The 21,363-nt window shown below is 37.2% G+C and carries 20 protein-coding genes and 1 pseudogene; 8 read left to right on the top strand and 13 right to left on the bottom strand.

The features are described 5' to 3' along the window. Positions 1–176: 176 nt before the first annotated feature. Positions 177–632, bottom strand: coding sequence for a GNAT family N-acetyltransferase (locus tag AC559H_RS17330; RefSeq protein ID WP_026795472.1), 456 nt, complete (start codon positions 630–632; stop codon positions 177–179). A 6-nt stretch (positions 633–638) separates the two neighbouring features. Continuing rightward, a complete protein-coding gene (locus AC559H_RS17325) occupies positions 639–2,318 on the bottom strand; it encodes a glycoside hydrolase family 10-like protein (protein WP_043937749.1) in 1,680 nt (559 codons plus the stop codon). A gap of 238 nt (positions 2,319–2,556) precedes the next feature. Between AC559H_RS17325 and AC559H_RS17320 the strand changes: the two genes are divergently transcribed. Together AC559H_RS17320 and AC559H_RS17315 are read left to right on the top strand one after the other, a co-directional pair. Beyond that, positions 2,557–3,003: a hypothetical protein gene (locus AC559H_RS17320; RefSeq protein WP_026787719.1), complete on the top strand. Its 447-nt coding sequence runs from the start codon at positions 2,557–2,559 to the stop codon at positions 3,001–3,003. A 5-nt stretch (positions 3,004–3,008) separates the two neighbouring features. Continuing rightward, entirely contained in the window at positions 3,009–3,839 is an 831-nt protein-coding gene (locus tag AC559H_RS17315) for an Rpn family recombination-promoting nuclease/putative transposase (protein ID WP_026795473.1), read from the top strand. An 11-nt stretch (positions 3,840–3,850) separates the two neighbouring features. Here AC559H_RS17315 and AC559H_RS17310 read toward each other — a convergent pair whose 3' ends face one another. Next, positions 3,851–4,570 carry a M15 family metallopeptidase gene (locus AC559H_RS17310; protein ID WP_026795474.1) on the bottom strand — a complete coding sequence of 240 codons (720 nt, stop codon included), beginning with the start codon at positions 4,568–4,570 and terminating at the stop codon, positions 3,851–3,853. Positions 4,571–4,733: 163 nt separating this feature from the next. Next, positions 4,734–5,396: a class I SAM-dependent methyltransferase gene (locus AC559H_RS17305; protein ID WP_026787716.1), complete on the bottom strand. Its 663-nt coding sequence runs from the start codon at positions 5,394–5,396 to the stop codon at positions 4,734–4,736. 156 nt (positions 5,397–5,552) lie between these two features. Here AC559H_RS17305 and AC559H_RS17300 point away from each other — a divergent pair, with 156 nt between their 5' ends. From AC559H_RS17300 to AC559H_RS17285, 4 genes are all read left to right on the top strand, one after another. Continuing rightward, on the top strand, positions 5,553–7,076 hold the full coding sequence (locus AC559H_RS17300) for a DEAD/DEAH box helicase (protein WP_026795475.1): 1,524 nt from the start codon (positions 5,553–5,555) through the stop codon (positions 7,074–7,076). A 78-nt stretch (positions 7,077–7,154) separates the two neighbouring features. Beyond that, positions 7,155–7,628, top strand: coding sequence for a hypothetical protein (locus tag AC559H_RS17295; RefSeq protein WP_173401014.1), 474 nt, complete (start codon positions 7,155–7,157; stop codon positions 7,626–7,628). 50 nt (positions 7,629–7,678) lie between these two features. Continuing rightward, a complete protein-coding gene (locus AC559H_RS17290) occupies positions 7,679–8,920 on the top strand; it encodes a DUF790 family protein (RefSeq protein ID WP_026795477.1) in 1,242 nt (413 codons plus the stop codon). Positions 8,921–8,954: 34 nt separating this feature from the next. After that, complete coding sequence (locus tag AC559H_RS17285) at positions 8,955–9,371, top strand: DUF29 domain-containing protein (RefSeq protein ID WP_051319502.1); 417 nt, start codon at positions 8,955–8,957, stop codon at positions 9,369–9,371. A gap of 198 nt (positions 9,372–9,569) precedes the next feature. Here AC559H_RS17285 and AC559H_RS17280 read toward each other — a convergent pair whose 3' ends face one another. The 7 genes and pseudogenes from AC559H_RS17280 to AC559H_RS17250 form a co-directional block, all read right to left on the bottom strand. Then, positions 9,570–11,510, bottom strand: a complete 1,941-nt coding sequence (locus AC559H_RS17280; protein ID WP_026795478.1) for an ABC-F family ATP-binding cassette domain-containing protein — start codon at positions 11,508–11,510, stop codon at positions 9,570–9,572. A 173-nt stretch (positions 11,511–11,683) separates the two neighbouring features. After that, the gene (locus AC559H_RS17275) at positions 11,684–12,541 is read right to left on the bottom strand and encodes a prohibitin family protein (protein ID WP_026787710.1); all 858 of its coding nucleotides are present in this window, start codon (positions 12,539–12,541) and stop codon (positions 11,684–11,686) included. A gap of 82 nt (positions 12,542–12,623) precedes the next feature. Beyond that, positions 12,624–14,138, bottom strand: a complete 1,515-nt coding sequence (locus tag AC559H_RS17270) for a family 10 glycosylhydrolase (RefSeq protein ID WP_026795479.1) — start codon at positions 14,136–14,138, stop codon at positions 12,624–12,626. Positions 14,139–14,253: 115 nt separating this feature from the next. Next, the gene (gene psb27 / locus AC559H_RS17265) at positions 14,254–14,655 is read right to left on the bottom strand and encodes a photosystem II protein Psb27 (protein ID WP_026787708.1); all 402 of its coding nucleotides are present in this window, start codon (positions 14,653–14,655) and stop codon (positions 14,254–14,256) included. A 115-nt stretch (positions 14,656–14,770) separates the two neighbouring features. Then, entirely contained in the window at positions 14,771–15,742 is a 972-nt protein-coding gene (locus AC559H_RS17260) for a carbohydrate kinase family protein (RefSeq protein ID WP_026795480.1), read from the bottom strand. Between the two features lie 57 nt (positions 15,743–15,799). Further along, positions 15,800–16,375 (bottom strand): Uma2 family endonuclease, encoded by a 576-nt coding sequence (locus AC559H_RS17255; protein ID WP_026795481.1) that lies wholly within the window; start codon positions 16,373–16,375, stop codon positions 15,800–15,802. A gap of 83 nt (positions 16,376–16,458) precedes the next feature. Further along, positions 16,459–16,587, bottom strand: a pseudogene (locus AC559H_RS17250) (Uma2 family endonuclease); the annotation flags it as partial. Here AC559H_RS17250 and AC559H_RS17245 point away from each other — a divergent pair. Both AC559H_RS17245 and AC559H_RS17240 read left to right on the top strand, forming a co-directional pair. Beyond that, the gene (locus tag AC559H_RS17245) at positions 16,554–16,748 is read left to right on the top strand and encodes a hypothetical protein (RefSeq protein WP_237745545.1); all 195 of its coding nucleotides are present in this window, start codon (positions 16,554–16,556) and stop codon (positions 16,746–16,748) included. The pseudogene AC559H_RS17250 and the gene AC559H_RS17245 sit on opposite strands and share 34 nt — an antisense overlap. A gap of 59 nt (positions 16,749–16,807) precedes the next feature. Beyond that, positions 16,808–17,143, top strand: coding sequence for a hypothetical protein (locus tag AC559H_RS17240; protein WP_026795482.1), 336 nt, complete (start codon positions 16,808–16,810; stop codon positions 17,141–17,143). Between the two features lie 179 nt (positions 17,144–17,322). On the opposite strand, the gene AC559H_RS17235 is transcribed toward AC559H_RS17240, so the two are convergent. Both AC559H_RS17235 and AC559H_RS17230 read right to left on the bottom strand, forming a co-directional pair. Beyond that, positions 17,323–19,731 carry a DUF1565 domain-containing protein gene (locus AC559H_RS17235; RefSeq protein WP_026787706.1) on the bottom strand — a complete coding sequence of 803 codons (2,409 nt, stop codon included), beginning with the start codon at positions 19,729–19,731 and terminating at the stop codon, positions 17,323–17,325. A gap of 167 nt (positions 19,732–19,898) precedes the next feature. Then, complete coding sequence (locus AC559H_RS17230) at positions 19,899–20,894, bottom strand: ribbon-helix-helix domain-containing protein (protein ID WP_026795483.1); 996 nt, start codon at positions 20,892–20,894, stop codon at positions 19,899–19,901. Between the last annotated feature and the right edge of the window lie 469 nt (positions 20,895–21,363).

Raw genomic sequence — 21,363 nt, 5'->3', positions numbered from 1 at the left:
CGGATTTCACGGATTTTAATCTATGTTAATCTGCGTAATCCGTTTAATCCGTGATGTGGATTTAAGAGGATTTCACGGATTTTAATCTGTGTTAATCTGCGTAATCCGTTTAATCCGTGATGCGGATTTCACGGATTTTAATCTGTGTTAATCTCCGTAATCCTCTTATTAAAAACCTAATTTGTTGAACAAACTAAACGAATAAATTGACAGGGATAACCGGAAATATTGCTGTTAAAAGTGCCAATTTCTTGAAATCCGGCTTTTTTATAAAATGCGATCGCCCGTTGATTTCCTGCCATTACAATTGTATAAATAGGAGAACCAATTAGTTTTAAAGCTAAGTCTAACAACCGTTTACCAATGCCTTGATTTTGATAATCTGGATCAACATATAATAAAGCAATACAGTGAGAATCTAGGGCAACAAAAGCGACAACTTTTTTGCCTTTACAGGCCACGAATTTATCGTAAGTATAGCAAATATGATGAACATTGGGATTTTGTTCCAGAGGTCTCATCGCCCTTAAATCACAAGACCCTTTAAATTCATCGGGTTGGGAGCGATCATGCACCTGACAAATAGCCGACCAATCTGTTTCTAAATAAGGACGGATAGTAATTGTTTTCATTCATGTTTAGACAAATTGTGGACGTTCTAAAACCTGGGAAAATAGGGTTTTAAATTCAACTTTTTGGGTTTCTAATTCCATCATTTGTTTCCAGGTTTCATAGAAGAAAAATGTGGTTCCGGCGAATTGGCGATCGCGAGTCAGTTGAATTTGTTCTTTGACATTAACAAAAGACATCGGTTTAATTCTTAACCCGGTTAAAATACCAATACTAACAGGAATATGGCTTTTTGCTTCCAAAAGTTCAGGACGTTTTAAATCCGCTAAAAATCCATTGATATCATCCCGATATACTTGTAAAACTAATTCTTCTAAATAGCCTTCTTGTTCCCAGGTTTTCCAATCTTGTAAAAACTGAGAATAGGCAAAAAGATAGGGATTTGGGGATAAAGAAAGAATACAATTCGGTTTATAATCTTTGATCACCCAGAAAACTCTATTCACAAATTCTGTGATCTTTTTCGCTCTCCAACTTACCCAATTTACATCTTGAAAGTCTGTGGGGGGTTGGGGATTTCCCGTTTCTTTCCGATATAATTGGATTGTAAATTCATCATAGCCTAAATCGACAGGTAAACCAAAATGATCATCAAATTGAATCCCATCAACATCATAGGTTTTGACGACTTCAATGATTAAACCTAAAAGAAACTGTTGTACTTGAGGATGGAAGGGATTTAACCAAAATTGATTAACTTGACTTTCTTTATATACTTTCGTACCATCTTGACGACAGGTAATCCAATGGGGACGCAGTTGGGCAATTTGAGAATCCGGGGGAACCATAAATCCATATTCAAACCAAGGAATCACACTAATCTTTTTTTCTTTGGCTAAGGGAATCATTTCCTTGAGGATATCTCGATCTTTTAATTCAGGAATCGGATATATTTTGGTTCCGGTAAACCGTTCCATTAAAACACTTGGATAAAGGGTATAACCGTTATTCCAAATGGTAGGATAAATGGTATTAAAATTATATTCTGCTAATAAATTAATAGCATTAGTTAAGGTATTTTTAGAGAACAAAACATCACTATCAATATTTGTTAACCAAACTCCCCTTAATTCACCCCTAGGAACGGGAATAATTGGCGGTTTAACAATATACTGTTCAGCAATAGTTAAGGGCTCCTCAACTTGGCGCAAGGCTTGACAGAAAAACACAGCGACTTCGGCGCGAGTTGCGGGTTTATTAGGGTTTAAAAGTTTCACCTCTGGATAATTAACCACTAACCCAAATTCAATCGCTGCCGTGATCGCATTTTTAGCATAATTAGGAACATCTTTAGCATCATTTAAACTTTGATTTAGGGTTTTAATAATAGACTGACTGGGTTCATAATTTAACCCCTTAACTAAAGCGACTAATGCTTGTACTCTAGGGATATTTTGTTGGGGTTTAAAACTTTGGTCTTCATAGCCACTCATAAACCCCGTACTATAGGTTTTTTGAATCACACTATGAGCCCAAAAATCAGCCGAAACATCCTTAAATTGGATGGTTTCTCGAATGTCTAAAAGTTGGGGAAAGGCTTTAATCAGCATCGTGGCAAACTCAGCACGAGTTAAGGTAGCATCGGGCTTAAAAGTTCCATCTCGATAGCCACTAATAATGCCTTTATTTGCCAGAGTTTCAATACTGTTTTTCGCCCAATGATTTGTGATATCTGTAAAGTTTACCATAGCGTTTAAAAGGGGTAAAAATTGATAAAATTAGTTAGACATTCGTTAAAGATTTCCGTTTAATTGTTAATATTTTTGAACAAAACGATACGATCTATTAACTTTGCCTCTAATTTGATTCAGAAAGAATATAATAGCAGTATGAATTGTACACCAAAGTAGGATAAGTTACAATCTTTAAAAAATGTCAACTTGTCCATATTTTTTCAATCCTTGTTTAGAGGTTTAGAGCTAAATTATGAAACTCATTTCTATCCTGTTTTCTGGAATTACCACCTCGATTACCGCCCTGACCTTGGTGACAGGTCTAGCCATGGCTCAAATGGCCGAAGTCCCCAAACCCAATATGAAAGGAGATTTTATCACAGCAAAAGTTCAAGGAAATCGAGGACTTTATAATAATATTAACTGGTTAGTTGTCGATCCTGAATATTTGAACTGTCGCAATACTCCCGAAGGAACGGTTAAGGCTCGCTTAGAGTCGGGCGCAATGATGACAGCCCTGTTTTCTAATGATGGAAAAGGTGATGCTATTGTACTTAAAAATGGTCAATCTTGGTTAAAAGTAGAAAGTATTCATCCTTATGGGCCTCGATTAAATTCTGGAGTCTGTTATGTTCGGGCTAATTTGAAATATATTGCCCCAATTAATGGTGATTATTTCGATATGTTAAAAAGGAAATAAAAGCTATGCGTTTTATCAATCCCAAAACTGATTTTGCCTTTAAAAAAATATTTGGTTCTTCGGAAAGTAAGGATATTTTAATCAGTTTTCTGAATGCAATGGTTTATAATTCTGAGCTAGTTATTCAGGATTTAGAGATTATTGATCCTTACCTTGCGCCCAAAGTTACCGGATTAAAAGATACTTATTTAGACGTTAAAGCTCAACTAAATACGGGTGAAATTGTCATTATTGAGATGCAGGTAATCAATGTAGAAGCCTTTACAAAACGAGTCTTATATAATGCAGCTAAGACCTATTCTCTACAATTAGATGTAGGACAAGGCTATCGTTTTTTAAAACCTGTGATTGCTTTAACAATTACGGATTTTATCCAATTTGAAAATACGGATTCTGGGATTTCTCACTTTATTTTTAAGGAAAAAAATCAAAACTTTAATTATTCTGAGAATGAATTAGAGTTAGTGTTTGTGGAATTACCTAAATTTCAAAAATCCTTAGAACAATTAGAAACTTTAACGGATAAATGGATTTATTTTATGCAAAGTGCTAGAATCTTAGAAACTGTTCCTGAAACCTTAGAAACCGTACCTCAAATTCAACGGGCTTTTCAAATTGCTAATCAAACTAATTTAACCCGTGAGGAACTCGATGAAGTTGAAAAAGTAGAACTGTTTTTACAAGATCAAAGAAATGCAATTAGTTTTGCAGAAAATGAAGCTAGACAAGAAAAAGCGATAGAAATTGCTCGTCAACTTTTGAATATTTTAGATGATCAAACTATTAGTCGCACAACGGGGTTAAGTTTAGCAGAAATTCAAAAATTAAGATCCTAATTTTTCAAGAATTAAGAGGAATATCGACCGTATTTTGCGATCGCATTTTCCTCTGGATTTTGTTGATTTATTAACCACGCCCAAAGTTGATCACCCAGGGAAAAATGCCACCATTCATTCGGATGTTGTTGAAATCCTGTTAATAGCATAATTTGGGATAAAATCAGACGATTTTGATGATATTCTTTCTCTATTTGATCAGAACTATGCTCAAAATAATTAGGATAGGATCGAGGAGAAATCTGATCAATTTCCGAACCCATATTTAATATTTTCCCCTTATGATCAACTAAAGTAATATCCAAAGCCGCACCCGTACTATGGGGGGGAGGAGTGGCGGGATCTAAGCTCGGAGCCGCCCAAAATTGATCAACTTCTGTTAATATAGATTGGTGTTGTTCTGCTGAAAGATTGTCTGGTGTTAATCCCCGTTCTTCTAATAGTTGGTTGTATGAATAATTTACCATAAATTGTTGCACTTCTACGGGACGATAGGCGTCAAAAATCAATATCTTCCAGTTAGGATAATTATTCTCTAATTGTAGTTGTGCTGCGAGTAAACTTTCTAAAATACCTTGTCTTAAATAATAGGGAGAATCTACCGAAGAAAAATGATAAGGCGCTCCTAATTTTTGATAAGCATGGGGAGTTTCTACTACAAATTTTTCCAGGGGTATATTAACCAAAGGTTCGCCACATTCTTGAATCAAAATTTGTTGATAAGGTTTCATAATATTTGTTAATTCTAAGTAGTAAGCCCTTCAGGGCTTAGAGGTTTAGAGAGAGCCCTGAAGGGCTCACTACGGGGCTTAGAGGTTTAGAGAGAGCCCTGAAGGGCTCACTACAACTACGGGGCTTAGAGGTTTAGAGAGAGCCCTGAAGGGCTCACTACGGTTAAGATTGTCGGGATGCAATTAAAGCATAAAATGGGTCGCTTCCTCCCATTCCTAACATTTGCATAAATAGGGGGGTTTTAGATTGACTAGCAATAACTTTGGGGCTATTAAATCCGGGTAAATTATTAATTTTAACGGAATTAATATAGCCTTTGACTAATTCAATTCTATCAGGTTCTGTTGCTTCTCGCCAGGCGGAGATCGCTTTTTGATAAAACATTCGATTAGAAAAGCTAATAATGGTAATTCCACCGGGTTTTAAAATTCGATGAATTTCGGATAAAATTGCTTCAGGATATTGTAAATATTGGATGGAAACACAAATTAAAACCGCATCAAAATCTTGATCAGATAGGGGAAGTTTGAGATTTTGGTTTAAGTCTTGAATAAAATAATGATCAAGTTGAGAATTTTTAGTTAATTCTTCTTCATTCATTCCATGTCCTTCGACATGGGAAAATTGAATTTCAGGGGGAAGGTGAGATACCCAACTACTCATTAAATCTAAAATCCGAGTTTGGGGTTTAAGATGCTTTTGATACAGAGTTGTTAATTGACCAATAAACCCTTGATCAACGTGGGTTACAAAGCGAGGAAACGAGTAAAATAGTGAGTCCTCTGTTTCATCTAATTTAATCCGTTCATGGCGTTGGAGTAACATAATTCTATTGATCCTGATAGATGCTATGGGTCTGTCAATCTGAATATTAAGAATTGTATACTAATTTTGATCCAATGGGTATAATTATTCTAATATTGATTAATAAGTCAAAGATATCTTGATTCAAAATCGCTATTAAAAATACCATAGAAACCCATGCCTCGCACGCCTACATTATCCTTTGATCGGGGTACACTTTTATTACATCCTCCCCCAAAGGGAAAAAGTTGGATTGATTTTGTGACCTGGGATGATCGGGTAGAAAAATTTAGAAGTCCCGCTTTTTATTATCGCAATTTAGTAGAAACTTTACGCAAAAATCAAGTAGATTTTATTGATCAAGCTCATAATTTTAACCGACTAGAATTAACTCCCAGTTTTGAAATGCCCCCCTATCTTCATCAACAGGAAGCATTAGCAGCTTGGCAAGCGGCAGGAAGTCAAGGAGTGGTGGTTTTACCAACAGCTTCAGGGAAAACCTATTTAGCTCAATTAGCGATGCAAGAGACAGGATATAGTAGCTTAATTATTGTGCCAACCTTGGATTTAATGCACCAATGGTATGCCCATTTATTAGCGGCTTTTCCTGATATTGAAATTGGATTATTGGGAGGAGGATCGAAGGATAGAACCCCGATTTTAGTAGCAACTTATGATAGTGCAACGATTAATTCTGAGACATTAGGAAATAAATATGGACTGTTAATTTTTGATGAATGTCATCATTTACCCACGGACTTTTATCGGGTTATTGCGGAATATTCCCTCGCCCCTTATCGTTTAGGACTAACAGCAACTCCTGAACGTTCAGATGGTAAACATAGTGATTTATCCTTGTTAATTGGGTCTACAGTTTATCGCAAAACCCCGGAAGATTTAGCGGGATCGGCATTAGCAAATCATCGAGTTGTACAAATTTTAGTTAAACTTTCTCCCAAGGAAAGAGAGACTTATCAAGAACAAATGAAAGTCAGAAATGAGTTTATTAAAGAGAATAATATTAAATTATCGAGTTTAGAAGGTTGGAAACAATTTGTGATGTTAAGTGCGCGATCGCCTTTAGGAAGAAGGGCAATGTTAGCCCACCGACAAGCTAAGGAAATATCATTATGTACTAACGGAAAATTGAGGATATTAGCAGATTTATTGAGTCAACATCATCTCGAAAAAACCCTAATTTTTACCGCCGATAATTCAACGGTTTATAAAATTTCTCAAAGTTTTTTAATTCCAGCTATTACCCATCAAACTCCCGTAAAAGAACGCCATGAAATCTTAACTAAATTCCGAACAGGAGACTATAAAACCCTAGTTGCATCCCATGTTTTAAATGAAGGAGTGGATGTTCCCGATGCTAAGATAGCAATTATTTTATCAGGGACAGGTTCAGAACGGGAATATATTCAACGGTTGGGGCGAGTTTTACGCAAAGGAAATACCCCCAATAAACAGGCGATTTTGTATGAAGTAGTTACGGAAGATACCAGCGAAGAGCGCACATCCCAACGTCGCAAAGGTGAAACAAAATCTCAACCTCAACCGCCCAAAAAAGTGCCTAAATCTGATTATCAGCAGTTGGATATATTTCAACCTAAACCTTTATATGGTGTTCAGAATTTTCCAGGTAAACGAGTTGCAGAATCTTCAGAAATATGGAATAATCAAGAAGAATCCGAATAAAAATATAGGCAATAATTTTAAGGTGTGATATAATTAGTAATTATTCGTATAGTTTGCTTATCTCAGAGGAAAAAAGTAATGAATTTGACCAACCTGCCTTTATTAAAAGACTTTAGCATTTTTCCTAAACATATAGGAACTTGGCAAGGAAACTGGATAATTTTCGATGAAAATGGGCAAGAAAAAACTCGATTTACGGCGGTTGTAACCCAAAATATTGTTGAGAATCAGTGGGTGCAAACAAATGTTCAAACCTATAGTAATGGTCAATCAGAAACTCGAAATTTCATTGGTACGGTTATCGGAGAAGGGGAAGTCTTAATTGAAGGTTCAGATTCGGCTTTTGTTAATTATAAATCTATAGCAACAGAACGAGATGATGATTTAATTATTTTCAGGGTTTGGGATAAAATAACAGGTAAATTAAGAGCCGTTGAAACTATCAATCTGATTAGTCCCTCCGAACGAATTAGAACTACCCAAAGTTTTCATCCCGAAACTGGGAAATTTAGAGGATTTATGGTAATTATAGAACAAAAAATTGCTGAATAAAAGTTAGTAAAATTTCAGTTTTACCCTAAATTTATGAGTTGGAATTTCTGATGCTACCTTCTGAACTTTTAAGTTATAAACAACAGGGAGAAACAGTAATTCCCCTGCGGCTAAAAATTGATCAAAAACATATTAATTTAGCAACGGATGTGATTCAATGTTTTGAAGAATCTGTGAATAAAACCCAAGGGGAATTAAATAAACGCTTACAGGAATTTGAAGGAGATAGTCCCGACTATAGGTTAAAAAGAGGGTTGGCGCATTTATTAAGAAGTGGTTTTTGTACTTTTGAGATAGTTAGTCCCCTAGAACCTGTGGAATTACGACAAAAAGTATTTACATTATCCGCGAAAACAATACCGAGTTTAGACGCAACAGAACAGACCTTAGAACAGTTAGCAACTCAACTAAGTCAAGACTTAAATCGAGAGGTTTTACCCCATCAAATTTTATCGGGTCTTTATGCAGATTTACAGGAAAATCGGATTTTAACCCAATTAGATTCTCCCACTCCAGAAGCATTATTACATCGGTATAATTTATCTCAAGTTCAGGGAATTTTCTATCAAGCGAGTCAAATTATTATTAACGCCTATCGGAATGATCCAGGGGAATATAAACTCTTATTTCGCTATTTAAAATTATTCCAATTAATGACTTATATTGAAGGAGATGCAGATCACGGTTTTACTTTAACTATTGATGGCCCAACCAGTTTATTTAAAGCCAGTACCCGCTATGGTTTATCTTTAGCTAAAATGATTCCCGCCTTACTTCATGTTACCAAATGGAGTTTAAAAGCTAAATTACAACAACGTGATCCCTATACTCGCGTGATAAAAACTGGTTATTTTAGTTTAAATTCTGATTGCGGTTTAGTCAGTCATTATCCCCCCGGTAAACCCTATGATAGTATGATTGAACAGTCTTTTGCCGAGCGCTGGAATACCTTAAAAACCGAGTGGAAATTAGAACGGGAAGTCGATTTAATTCCAATTCCAGGGAGTGTAATGATTCCTGATTTTCGCTTAGTTCATCCCGATGGTAGAATGTTTTTATTAGAGATTATTGGTTATTGGCGACCGGAATATTTACAGAAAAAGTTTTATCAAGTTCAATCTTCTGGCTGTGACTATTTAATATTAGCAATTTCTGAACGATTGAATTTAGAAAATGCCGGAATTAATATTAATCGTCTCCCGGTTCCTGTGGTTTGGTTTAAGGATAAATTATCTCCGAAGGCGGTATTAGAAATTTTAGAAAATCAGGTTGACAATTTTAACAAAAATTAGCTATAATTAATGAGAGGTTTAGGTTTTTATGTTTATGTTGGCTCAATCTCCCCGTCCGACTGAAACGTTATACGACCAAGACTATTATCTCTGGTTGAAAACAACAATTAACCAACTGCGTGCTAATCAGTTTTCCCAGGTTGATTTAGAGAATTTACTGGAAGAATTAGAGGCGATGGGGAGAAGCGAAAAGCACAAGATCGAAAGTTTATTAGTGAAGCTATTTGAGCATCTCCTAAAATTGCAATTTTGGCAAGGAGAAAGGGAACGAAATCAAGGACATTGGAAAGGAGAAATTATGGCATTTAGGAGACAAATTAACAAGCAACTTAAAAGCAGTCCTAGTCTAAAACCTTATATTTTAGAAATCTTTGATGAATGTTATGAAGATGCGCGAAAAGAAGCGAGCGCTCGTTCTCAACTTCCGTTAGATACTTTTCCGGTAATTTGAATTGGATCTTTAGAACAAATTTTAGATGAAAATTTGTTTCCGATTTAACTTTTCTCTAATTATGCTCACCTCAATTCTCCACTTATTTCGAGATTCATTTCTTTCAGCAATATGATTGATTTTCGAGATTTAGAGTGTTTTTTTAGTATAAATTATTATTTGCTTGTTATGTAATTAATTTTGTTTACCTACTTATAATTAGCTAGAAGCATCAATTTCCGCTAATTCTAACCATCTTTCTGTGGCATTATCAATTTCTATGATAATATTTTCCACCTGTTGATGCAAGTCTTGAACATTAGAAACCGCCCCCGGAGGTGCATAATATAATTTCTGTTCTAATTGGGCTTTTTTCCCTTCTAGTTCAGCAATTTTTGTCTCTAACTTTTCATATTCTCGCTTTTCTTTAGAAGATAATTTCCGTTGTCCGCTTTTATCCCAAGAATACCGTTGAGACTTTTCCGAATCTGTACCCGCAGATAAGTTTTTTTCTTCTGTTTTTACCCCTTGACGACTTAACTCTAATTCCTCGGCTTTTTTATAATCTAAATAAACCGAATAATTCCCCGGATATTGTCGTAAAATTCCCCCTGCTTCAAAGGAAAAAATGGTTTCTACTGTCCGGTCTAAAAAATATCGGTCATGGGAAACCACAATTACACAACCATTAAAATCCTCTAAATAATCTTCTAAAACCGATAATGTTTGGACATCTAAATCATTAGTAGGTTCATCTAAAATCAACACATTGGGCGCACTCATTAATACCCGCAATAAAAATAACCGTCGTTTTTCACCCCCAGAAAGTTTATTTAACGGAGAATATTGTTGATTAGGAGGAAACAAAAACCTTTCCAACATTTGTGATGCTGTAATCTGGGTTCCATCGGCAGTTTTTACAAATTCTGCAACTTCTTTTAAGTAATCAATCACACGCTGATTTTCATTCATCGCCGCCAACAAATCCTCCGAATGTTGGTCAAAATAACCGATATGAATGGTTGACCCAATTTCTACTATTCCCTCATCGGGTTTAATTCTACCCGTAATCATATCTAATAAAGTTGATTTTCCTACCCCATTTCCCCCAATAATTCCTAAACGGTCATCAGGATTAAAACTATAGGTGAAATCTTGAATTAAAGGTCGATTATCATAGGACTTAAAAACATGGTTTAATTCAATAACTTTTTTACCGATGCGACGACCGGGCGTGGAAATTTCAACTTTCCCTTGAACTTGTTTAAACTCCGTATCTTGCAGCCCTTCAACCCTTTGAATCCGGGCTTTTTGCTTGGTACTCCTAGCTTTTGGCCCCCGTCTTAACCACTCTAATTCCCGACGCAAAACCCCCCGATGTTTGCGTTGTTGACTAACAGCAACATCCTCGGCTTCGGCTTTCTTTTCTAAAAAATAAGAATAATTTCCCCCATGGGTAAATAAATCCCCTCGGTCTAATTCTAAAATTCGATTGGTTACTTGGTCTAAAAAGTAGCGGTCGTGGGTAATTAATAATAAAGCCCCGCGATAATTTTTTAAATAATCCTGTAACCATTCCACGGAAGCTGCATCTAAATGGTTTGTAGGTTCATCCATTAATAAAACATCCGGTTCTACTAATAATGCTGTTGCTAAAGCAATGCGTTTGCGATATCCCCCCGATAACTGGCGAATGGGAGTATCAAAATCTTCTATTCCTAATTTTGTTAAAATAATTTTAGCTGTGTTTTCTAATTCCCAAGCATTGGTGGCATCCATGCGTTGCATAACTTGGGAAAATTGCGTTAAGAGTTGGGAATCTTCAGGATGTTTTGCTAATTTATGAGATAGGTCTTCATATTCTTGAATTAGGTGCATTTGTTCGCCACTATCGGCGAAAATTTGTTCTAAAACCGTGAGGTTTTCATCTAAATTAGGTTGTTGGGGTAGATAGATAACTTTTGCCCTGGGATTAACCCAAAGTTGCCCTTCATCAATAGATTCTTGTCCCGCAATCATCTTTAATAAAGTTGATTTTCCTGACCCATTGGTTCCAATTAAACCGACTTTATCCGTCGCATCTAAACTAAAGTTAGCATCTCGGAGAATTTCTTTGGTTCCAAATTCTTTTTTAACGGATTGTAAGGTAAAAATAGACATAAGCGTTAAGGGATTAAAAATAAATTAATTTATGGGAATCTACTATCATTATACTATAATATACCGGAATAGAACGAGAATATATTCTAGCTTGTATTGCTGATGGTGCTGAATAATTAGAGGGTTTAGTAATTCCTTCTGCTATAAACCCTCTAATTATTTAGGAATTGTGGTTATTCATAACTCATTTCTGAAGTATTCCCTAAATTAAATAAGAAGGGAATCATGCTTTTATCATCCCCATTCATAATTAACACTCTTGGCATTTGAGAACCGCCTTGTTTCCAAGCTTCAATTGCTTCTTTTTGTAAGACTAATTCTCCTCCGGTTGCTTTCAAAGTTTCTGCTAATAAACGTTGAGCTTCCGCCGTTCCTTTTGCTCGGTTAATATCAGCTTGAGCTTGTTGTTCTGCTTCCTGGGCAATATAAACAGCCCGTTTTGATCTTTGTTCAGCAATTTGTTTTTCTTCAACTGCTTTAGCAAATTCAGGAGAAAATGACAAATCAACCACACTGGTATCTAAGACAATAATTCCATATTTATCTAATCGTTCATTCAAGGCTTCATCAAAGTCTGATTTTAATAATTCCCGTTGAGTAATGGCTTCTTCAATGGTTCGTTTTGCCGCTGCAATTTTAAAGCATTCTTGGGTTTGGGGAGCCACAACTTTAGAAACAACATTTTGTAAAGTTCCCTGTTCTCGTCTAATTCTGACTACTTGTATCGGGTCAAGCCTAAAGTTAATGGCAAAACTTGCCGATAATTCTTGTAAATCTTTTGTAGAACTTTGAGCCGGAACTTCAAATTTTTGTACCGTCAAATCGTAAATATCAACAGCAGAAATTAAGGGCGGTTTGAAATGAATGCCTTCTAATAATACCCCATCTTGAGCTTTTCCTAAAATACTCAATACCCCCGCTTGACCTGGGTTAATAATCACAAAAGAATTGACAGAAATCAAAGCTAATATTGCCAAAGCAATTCCGAAAATAATACTGGTTAACCCAGCTTGTGGTTCTGCACTTTTCATGAAACTTACTCCAATTGATAAAATAATTATACCGTTATTGATCAAATCTGAACCACAGCTAAGGTTAATCCGATAGAATTGATTATTGTTTACAAAATTTTCTTTGTCTAGTTTCTTCAGTATCTTGCCAGTCATAACCATAATGACTAAAAGCATTAATTTGAGGAATTGTGCTGTAAATATCTATCATTTGTTGTTCCAAAGACGGGCGATTTTTGATCGATTTTCCCCAGTCTCCCGCTAAAGCTGGGATAACTTGAGTTCCTGGGGGCGCCTGAGTCACAACTTGCTGCACTTGAGCCGTAATACAATTCACCTGACCACAGACAGCATAGGACATGGGATGCCATTCAATCGAGGGCGAAAATTGATCCCAAGGCTGCATTCGAGAGTCAAAACCCATCTGTCCAATTCTGCGATTTCCTTCGGGAAAAAATACCGCTCCGGCTGGAATTCCTTGGCTTTGTACGGGTTGAGTTGCTATTGCTAAAAAATCTAAAACTCCCTGTCTAGCATGGGCAACACTTAGCCGCCATAATTGTAGTTGTAAAGTTTCTCCCATCTTAGGAATAGAGGCTAAAGTCTTCCACTGTTTTTCATCAAGCCAATAGGGTTTATCCTTTTCATCAGGATGCTTTTCATTCACCGTTTTAACATCTATTTCGGTAATAAATCCCTGCTGTAAAAATCGCTGCATCAAGTCTCGTCCTTTCTGACTGCTGGCTCGATTTAAAAATGCTTGTTGAGAATATTCTCCATAAATCCATAGGTCTTTGACTTTTGAGGCAACGGAATCTGCTCCTAACCCTTTGGGATAGCGAACATAGTCAAATAAAACCCCATCGGGACGACGTTGTAAGATGGCATTTAATAAGGTTAAATAATCTTGTCTGGCTACGGGATGATAGGGGTCAACAAACCCTTGATTAACAAAACTTTCCCCATATTCGTCTATTTTGGTTTGGTCTACTACTGCTGTTGTGGTGGTTTCTCCTTTCCCATTTATGGCTAAAACTGATGTTCGATCTGGTTTTAAAGTATAAGTATAGCCATAATTTAACATAAACATCCAAGCATAGACTTTTAACCCCCGTTGTCTACCTTTTTGGATAGTTTCTGCTAATAAATCTTGGTTTTCTGTTCCCGGTTTTCGGATGGCTGCTGGCCATGCAGTGGGATTCTTTGCCGAAGGTAATAATACTTGACCATCATAAAAGACTTCTAAATAAACTTTGTTATAACCTTTATTAATAATATTATCTAAAATCCGATCAATTTCTCCAGTTCTGGTATCACAGGGATATAATCTTAACCAAATGGATTGATTTTTAGGGGTAATTTGTTGACGACATTGATTGACTTGTTGGGCGTGTTGTGTTAGAATAGTATTGTAGTTTTTTATAGCTTCTGAATCTCTCGTTAATGCTGCTTGTCGTAAATTTTCTTTTTGGGCGATCGCTTGAGGAGATAATTTGCACTGAGCCAGGGTTTGAGAATTAGCTACAGAAATCAATAAAAAAGGATTCAAGGAAAGGGTTATTAACAAATTTAATAATAACCCTGAAAGACGACGTTGCTGAATCATTAAATTTGACATAAAATTTTATTGGATTTTACTACATTTTCAAGCATTCACAACGTTCCAAATAAAATCAGTAGGGAAACACACTGATAAATAGAACCCGCCCGTATAACTGATAACTGATAACTGACTATGCTCCTCGACTAACTGCGGTTTCTACTTGTTTAAATTCCTGTTGTAAACGTTCTTTTAATTTATCTGGAATGGGACGGTTGGGATAGGAGCTATAATGGCCCGCTAAGGCATTGAGGGCTGTACGCATAGTGGTAAATGAGCTTAGGGTCGTAACAGCACTATCCCGACGGTAACGAGCAATAAATTCGTTAATTACCTCCCGAGCTTGACCTTGGGCTTCAGCCTTCTGGGGAGCATCATCAGGTAAGAGAATAGCGGTTCTCAGGCTATCGACAACGGCTAAAGTATCTTTAGAATAATTGCCCGTTAACATTCCCGAAGGACTCCCACCGCATCCGACTAGAGTAACGGCAGCCACGAGAACTAGGGCTAACAGACGAGAAATGTATTTTTTCATGAGCTTTATTACAATTGGCATTAAAAATTATAATCAAAATCCGGGTCTATCCCAATACTAAAATAGATTTTTCTTGATTTCCCCCTATTTTTGATTAACAATAGGGGGAAAATTATTACAAAAATTGATCTAAAAAAGTTTCAACTTCTGTTAAGGTAGGTTGGGCTGAAATCGCACCGGGTTTTGTTGTGGTTAATGCCCCGACTGCACTGGCAAATTTGACTATTTTTTCGGCTATTTGAGGATTATTAATAGATTCTATCCCTAATTTACAAAATTGATAAATAATTCCGGCGGTAAAACCATCCCCGGCTCCGGTCGTATCTTCTACTGTAACATAAAATGCGGGTATTTTTCCATAATTACCTGCTAAATAATAGCTACAACCTTGTTCTCCGGCGGTGACAAATACTCCTTGAATTTGTAACTGTTTAGCGATCGCTTTTGGATCTATGGTATTAAATAATAATTCTGCTTCTTCGTCGGTTAACTTGAGAAAATCGGCATTTTGAACAAAGTTTAAAATCAGTTCAATTGCTTGATCTGGATCTAGCCAAAACATCGGTCGCCAGTTAATATCAATAAATAGTTTAATTTGATAATATTTTGCTAATTTAATTGCTTTTAAAATAGAGTTTTTACTATTTTGATAGGCTAATTCTAATGTTCCTAAAACCAGAAACTGTGCGGTTTTAAATAAGTCTTCATGAAGTTGTTCTGATTGTAAATAAGTATCAGCAAATTCAGTAGTTTCTCTATCTCCAAATCCAGCAAAACTGCGATCGCCTTTTTCATCTCTAACCACATAAACAATCCGAGTCGGTGCGCTAGAATGCCGTTGAACTCCGGTAATATTAACCCCAGTTTTAGTTAATAATTCTACTAATTGACCTCCCTGTGTATCTTCCCCAATACAGCCAATAAAAGCCGTAGGAATCCCTAATTTTACTAATCCACAAGCAGTATTAGCCGGAGCGCCTCCGGGGTAATCTGTCCAAAATTCAACGGTTTCTAAGGGTTTTCCCAATTGATTAGATAATCGATCAAATAGGATTTCACCCATACAAATTACTTGCGGATGAGTCATAATACAGAAGCTGAACAACAGAAACTTGACGCAATAATTTTGTTAAAAATAGGCAATTTACCAAATTAATGAAAGATTTAAAACAAATCCCGGTAAAATATCTTCTCCTGATAATATGGTTGGATTTTCTAAAATTTCTTTTTCTCTCCCCTGACGATAAATTTCTACTTGACGGTTTTGGCGGTTAATTAACCAACCTAAACAAGTCCCATTATCAATATATTCCTGCATTTTATCTTGTAGGGGTTTTAAAGAATCACTAGGCGATCGCAATTCTATGATAAAATCAGGGCAAATCGGCAAAAATTTCTCTTGCTGTTCGGGGGTGAGAGATTCCCATTTTGCTAAGGGTATCCAAGCCGCATCTGGGGAACGATCTCCACCATTAGGAAGTTTAAAACAAGTAGAAGAATCAAAGACAATTCCTAATTGAGTTTGTCGGTTCCACAAACCCAAATCTAGGTTAATATCTGAGTTACGTTTTCCTGTTCCCCCTCCGGTGGGTGGCATAATAATTAAGTCTCCTTTGGCAGTTCGTTCTAATTTTAATTCGCGGTTGGCGACACAAAGTTGATAAAATTGCTCATCGGTAATCGGGGCAGTTTCTGGATTATTTAAAATTAATGCCGTCATATTTTTATCTCCTTAATTTAACTTTATTTCTTGTTGCTAGGTTCTACCTAGCAATACTTTAATCAGGCTCCGCCTGCTGTTCCTCGGAAGGAATCACTAGGCGATCGCAATTCTATGATAAAATCAGGGTAAATTGGCAGAAATTTCTCTTGCTGTTCGGGGGTGAGAGATTCCCATTTTGCTAAGGGTATCCAAGCGGTATCTGGCGAACGAAAGTTTAGAAGAATTTGAACAAGGTCAAGGAATTCCTCTAAATCAAGCCTTTGCAGAATTTCAAGAAAAATATGACTTACCAGTAGGACTTACGCACTGCAATGAAATCTCGTTGCTCTGGGCATCGGTCATGAGGCTGAAAGGTTTATTCTCTCGTTGAACACTTGACTGAGTACGTAAGTCATGTTAAAATTTAATTAAATTTTAGGAGTCATAATTATGTTTAATCCATTAAATAAGATTATTAAAGACTTTGTTGGGGGCCTTGTTAATATTGAAAAAATTGTTGAAGTAACGGGTGAAGCAACGACAAAAATTATTCAAACCAGTAATCTTCCTGCTAAAAATTCTAATGAAAGTGAGGAATCTTATAAAGCCAGACTTGAACATTTACAAAATAAAGAAAATCAAAAAACTGAAAGATTAAAAATAAAATTAGAGAATAAACAACAAATGGCACTTTTGAAAGACGAACATAAAAGGGTTAAAGCTGAAGAAAAAGCTGAACAAAAAGAAGAAAGAGCTTTAGCTCGTCAACAAAAAAAAGAAGAATAAAAGGAAAAAAAGCTTTAGCTCATCAACAAAAACTAGAAGAAAAAATGCGTAAGTCCTGACCAGATATTTCTTGTTGCCAGGTTCTACCTAGCAATACTTTAAGCAGGCTCCGCCTGCTGTTCATCGGAGGCAGAGCCTCCCTGAGTGGGTTCCCAGGTAGAACCAGGGAACCAGAGTTTTTAAACAATATAAGGAGAATCAACCGCTTGCGCCCGATTAACTGCTACCAAAGTTTGATAGAAAATCGCCGCAATTTCCCCACGAGTCACATCTTTTAATGGGTTAAAAACCTCCTTTTTCGGGTAATTGACCACTATATTTAATTCCGTTGCCGTAATCACTGCATTAGTAGCAAAAGATTGAATTTGAGCCCTGTCAGTATAAACACCCAAACTATTAGATGTTCCCCCGGTTAATTTCAACCCATTGACTAAGGAAACAATCGCTTGAGAACGAGTTAAATTTTGATTTGGTCTGAAAGTTTTATCGGGATAACCTGATAGGAACCCGGCCCGATTTGCTTTATCAATTGCCTCTTTTCCCCAAAAATCCGCCGCCACATCAGTAAACACAATTCCTTCCCGAATTGGTGTTAATTCAAACGCCGACTTTAACATCGCAGCGTGTTGGGCGCGGGTTAAGGTAGCATCGGGTTTAAACGAACCATCGGGGAAACCGCTAATAATCCCCATATCCGCTAACCTTTCAATAAAAGTTCTCGCCCAATGGGAACCAATATCGTTAAATTTCGCCCCTCCGGGTGGCGGAGTTGGAGTCGGTGTGGGAGTAGAGCCGCCGGGGGTTGGGGTCGGGCTAGGACTAGGGCCAGGAGTTGGGGTTTGATTGGCGGTAAACTCAATACTTCCCAAAGTTCGGGTCGGGTTAATTTGATTTCCCACCGAAATTAAGGTAAATTTACTGGCATTTTGAACATCATATTTGCCATTATCAACAAATACATTCCCGCCATTATCTTGAGGGCTACCAATATCCGGGGCAGAATCAGCAATTACCGTTAAACCATCTTGAAGATTTTTCTTAATTTGATTTTTTCGTAATACCGGTTTAGACTGTCCTGATAACACAATCCCAGACCGATTTTCCAGAATTTCGTTTTCAATAATTAAGGGCGAAGCTTGGGCTTGGACAGAAATCGCATATCCGGTATTTTGGAATTTATTCCCCCGAATTTCCCCCTTAGCATTCCCCCCCAAAGCAATACCATTACCCACATTTTCGATAAAATCACTATTCGTTACCGCAGCAATGGCTGTTCCCGTGGCAAAAACCCCTTCCCGTTTGGATTTCGTCAGGGTACAACTACCGATATTACAGTAAACCGATTCTACCCAAATTCCCGTTCCCCGGGTTTGGTCATTGGTAACGCTAACCCCCTTAACCGTTGAGTTATTTTCCATCAAAATCGTCACATTTTGAGCCGCCGAACTGGGACTACTGAAGCGACCACTTCCCAGAATTACCACATCTTTGCCCTTGGTCGTTTCATTCCCAACAATAGTTACTCCCGACCGCACAATTAACGGAAATACTTCCCCAGTAGCGGCGTTATAGCTCCCAGGAGCGACTTGAATCAGGGTTCCCGACTGGGCTTGACTAATAGCCTTAGCAATGGTTTTTAAAGGAGTAGATTGACCGCCTGTGGCCGAATCATTCCCGGTAGCCGAATTAACAAATAGGGTTGCAGATGCGGCTGTTGGTACGCTTTGAGTCACGACTTGTATATTTCCTTTAACGCGAGTAGAACTAAGAATATTTCCAAAGGAGGTTAAGCTGGTGGTTCCGGCATTTTGGACATCAAAACCGCCATTATTCCGAATAGTATTTCCCCCTGGGGTTTGGGCGGTTCCTAAATCCGGTGTAGCTTGATTCATAATTACCACCCCATCCCCGGTATTGCGTTCAATTAAGTTTTGGCGCAAAATCGGTTGGGAGTCCCCGGCAATTAATATCCCAGAACGGTTTTCTACAATAGCATTATCCCGAATTAACGGAGCAGCTTGATTTTTAAGAGAAATCCCGTATCCGGTGTTTTCAAAGGTATTTCCTCCGATTTCTCCTTTGATATCCCCTTCGATGGAGACTCCATAGCCTTCATTTTGGACAAAAATACTATTGAGAATCTGAGGATTTCCCGAACCTACGGCATAAATCCCTTCTCGTTTGCATCGGGTAAAGGTAGAATTAGCAATTACAGGAGATTGAGATTCAATCCAAACTCCCGTTCCTCTAGTTTGAATATTGGTAACGGTGACGCCTCGCAATTGGGCGTTATTTTCCATCAAAATTGTGATATTTTGACTCCCAGCACTGCTACTGCTATGGAGTCCATTCCCTTCGATTAAAATGCCACTGCCTTTTCCTGACTCATTCCCGATGACTATGACACCATCTGCGAGGATAAGGGGAAAGGTTTCACCACTTAAACTACTATAAGTTCCTGGTTCTAGGTAAATTGTGGTTCCCGACTGAGCTTGGGAAAGGGCTTTTTTTAGGGTTTTAAAGGGTTTATTCGACTCCCCGGAACTAAAATCATTTCCAGTGGCGGGGTTGACGTAAAGAGTTACCATAGTTTTGTTTTTGTTGAAACTATCTGCGCTTTATTGTAAACTTTAGTTACACCCTTCGTGTTAGGGATTCGGTCAAAAAACCGGAAAAATTCAATTTATTTTAATATTATTGTTTTGTTAGTTACACCCTTAGAGGGTTTGAGCCATTAAGGGTGTTTGTTGTAATTTTAACCGTTGAATGTGCGATTTCGCCATTTGGATAGTTGAGATTCTCCAAAGGAAGCTAACCCATGCAGTTCTAAAACCCGTTTTTCCAAAACATTAATTAAATCATCTTGTTCTTGCAGATAGTTTTTTAGGGCATCATAACTAGCAGTTCCTTGATGTTGGGTTTTAGTGGAAATTAAACTCGCTAATTTTTGTTCCAGAGTTGCCATTTGTTTTTTTTGAGTCGCACAGAGATATTCTAAATTATGATAATTATCTTCTGAAATACTATGAGATAACTTTGCTTCTAATTCCGCAATTCTCCCTTGTTTAACTTGCAGTTCAGCTAGAGAACTATTGCTTTTTTCCACTTCTTTTTCCAGGGTTTCAAGGCGCTGGTTGAGTTGCAATATAGTATTTTGTTCCTGTTCTAACTGGCTTTGTAAAGCCTGGTAAGTTTCTGCGGGAATAGTTGTTGTTAATTGTTGCTCCAATTCAGGAATTCGATTTAATTGAGTTTGTAATTGAGCAATTGTTGATTCTTGTTCTTTCGAGGTTTCTTGTAAAGCCTGATACGTTTCTTTATCAACGGTTTGTGTTACCTTATTTTCTAGTTGTTGTTGTAAATCAGCAATAGTTTGTTTTTGTTGTTCTGCTTCTTGTTTTAAGGTTTGATATGTTTGGACGGCAATAGTTTGGGTGAGTTGCTGTTTTAACTCTTGAATTGTATTAGCTTGGGCTTCAATCTCCTGTTTTAAAGCAGTATCATCAGTCGCAGGCGCAGAAGATTCTACGTTAAGGGTAGCTGTGGTTTCTTCTCCTGGGGTAGCTTGGTTTAAATGTTCTTTAGTCAGACGTTCAAATAATTCTGATTTTGATACTCCTAATTCTTTGGCGAGCGCCTCTACCTGTTGAGCAGAATCAGCCGTTAAAGAAACCGTAACTTTTACTTTGTCACTAATGGCAGAAGTGTTACGGGTAGCAGGAGTCGTGCGTTTTTTTCTATTGGTGGACATGACAATATATTCCTTAAAAATTTCACTGAGAATGCAAGGATTTAGGATTGGGGATGTTCTATGAACTAAACCCGAAATTTAAAATCATTTATCCCAAATTGTTAATTTGATGGCGGTAGACTTTCAATTGTGAGGTTATAGGGCTCACTTTTGGGCAGGATAAACGTTGACGCTTTGAATTCCGGTTCAACATTATCCCGCAATCGCCTACATTTAGCAGTATAGGTTGGTGCAAACACAAAAAACTGTAAATTTTGTAAAGAATGAAGAAGGCGGTCTGTGGAGCGGGTATCGTCGCTCGCTAAGGGTGTAGGGAAGATTATAGCAATCCGTGTATGAAAAAAACAATGTAGGGTAGGGGTTTAGAGACCAAACCCCGACGAGAAAATATTACTACCTCGGCGGGGATTGCTATATAATTATTAGTCTAGGCTTCTTGTGGGGACTCACCAGAATTATCAACTTATTA

The organism is Planktothrix prolifica NIVA-CYA 540 (assembly GCF_963864145.1).
Taxonomy (GTDB): Bacteria; Cyanobacteriota; Cyanobacteriia; order Cyanobacteriales; family Microcoleaceae; genus Planktothrix; species Planktothrix agardhii.
This window is presented reverse-complemented; position numbering and strand designations above follow the sequence as displayed.

Bases quoted from the DNA above. Each gene is read 5' to 3' on its own strand.
- AC559H_RS17330 (WP_026795472.1), bottom strand. From the start codon at position 632: ATGAAAACAATTACTATCCGTCCTTATTTAGAAACAGATTGGTCGGCT.
- AC559H_RS17325 (WP_043937749.1), bottom strand. From the start codon at position 2,318: ATGGTAAACTTTACAGATATCACAAATCATTGGGCGAAAAACAGTATT.
- AC559H_RS17320 (WP_026787719.1), top strand. From the start codon at position 2,557: ATGAAACTCATTTCTATCCTGTTTTCTGGAATTACCACCTCGATTACC.
- AC559H_RS17315 (WP_026795473.1), top strand. From the start codon at position 3,009: ATGCGTTTTATCAATCCCAAAACTGATTTTGCCTTTAAAAAAATATTT.
- AC559H_RS17310 (WP_026795474.1), bottom strand. From the start codon at position 4,570: ATGAAACCTTATCAACAAATTTTGATTCAAGAATGTGGCGAACCTTTG.
- AC559H_RS17305 (WP_026787716.1), bottom strand. From the start codon at position 5,396: ATGTTACTCCAACGCCATGAACGGATTAAATTAGATGAAACAGAGGAC.
- AC559H_RS17300 (WP_026795475.1), top strand. From the start codon at position 5,553: ATGCCTCGCACGCCTACATTATCCTTTGATCGGGGTACACTTTTATTA.
- AC559H_RS17295 (WP_173401014.1), top strand. From the start codon at position 7,155: ATGAATTTGACCAACCTGCCTTTATTAAAAGACTTTAGCATTTTTCCT.
- AC559H_RS17290 (WP_026795477.1), top strand. From the start codon at position 7,679: ATGCTACCTTCTGAACTTTTAAGTTATAAACAACAGGGAGAAACAGTA.
- AC559H_RS17285 (WP_051319502.1), top strand. From the start codon at position 8,955: ATGTTGGCTCAATCTCCCCGTCCGACTGAAACGTTATACGACCAAGAC.
- AC559H_RS17280 (WP_026795478.1), bottom strand. From the start codon at position 11,510: ATGTCTATTTTTACCTTACAATCCGTTAAAAAAGAATTTGGAACCAAA.
- AC559H_RS17275 (WP_026787710.1), bottom strand. From the start codon at position 12,541: ATGAAAAGTGCAGAACCACAAGCTGGGTTAACCAGTATTATTTTCGGA.
- AC559H_RS17270 (WP_026795479.1), bottom strand. From the start codon at position 14,138: ATGTCAAATTTAATGATTCAGCAACGTCGTCTTTCAGGGTTATTATTA.
- psb27 (WP_026787708.1), bottom strand. From the start codon at position 14,655: ATGAAAAAATACATTTCTCGTCTGTTAGCCCTAGTTCTCGTGGCTGCC.
- AC559H_RS17260 (WP_026795480.1), bottom strand. From the start codon at position 15,742: ATGACTCATCCGCAAGTAATTTGTATGGGTGAAATCCTATTTGATCGA.
- AC559H_RS17255 (WP_026795481.1), bottom strand. From the start codon at position 16,375: ATGACGGCATTAATTTTAAATAATCCAGAAACTGCCCCGATTACCGAT.
- AC559H_RS17240 (WP_026795482.1), top strand. From the start codon at position 16,808: ATGTTTAATCCATTAAATAAGATTATTAAAGACTTTGTTGGGGGCCTT.
- AC559H_RS17235 (WP_026787706.1), bottom strand. From the start codon at position 19,731: ATGGTAACTCTTTACGTCAACCCCGCCACTGGAAATGATTTTAGTTCC.
- AC559H_RS17230 (WP_026795483.1), bottom strand. From the start codon at position 20,894: ATGTCCACCAATAGAAAAAAACGCACGACTCCTGCTACCCGTAACACT.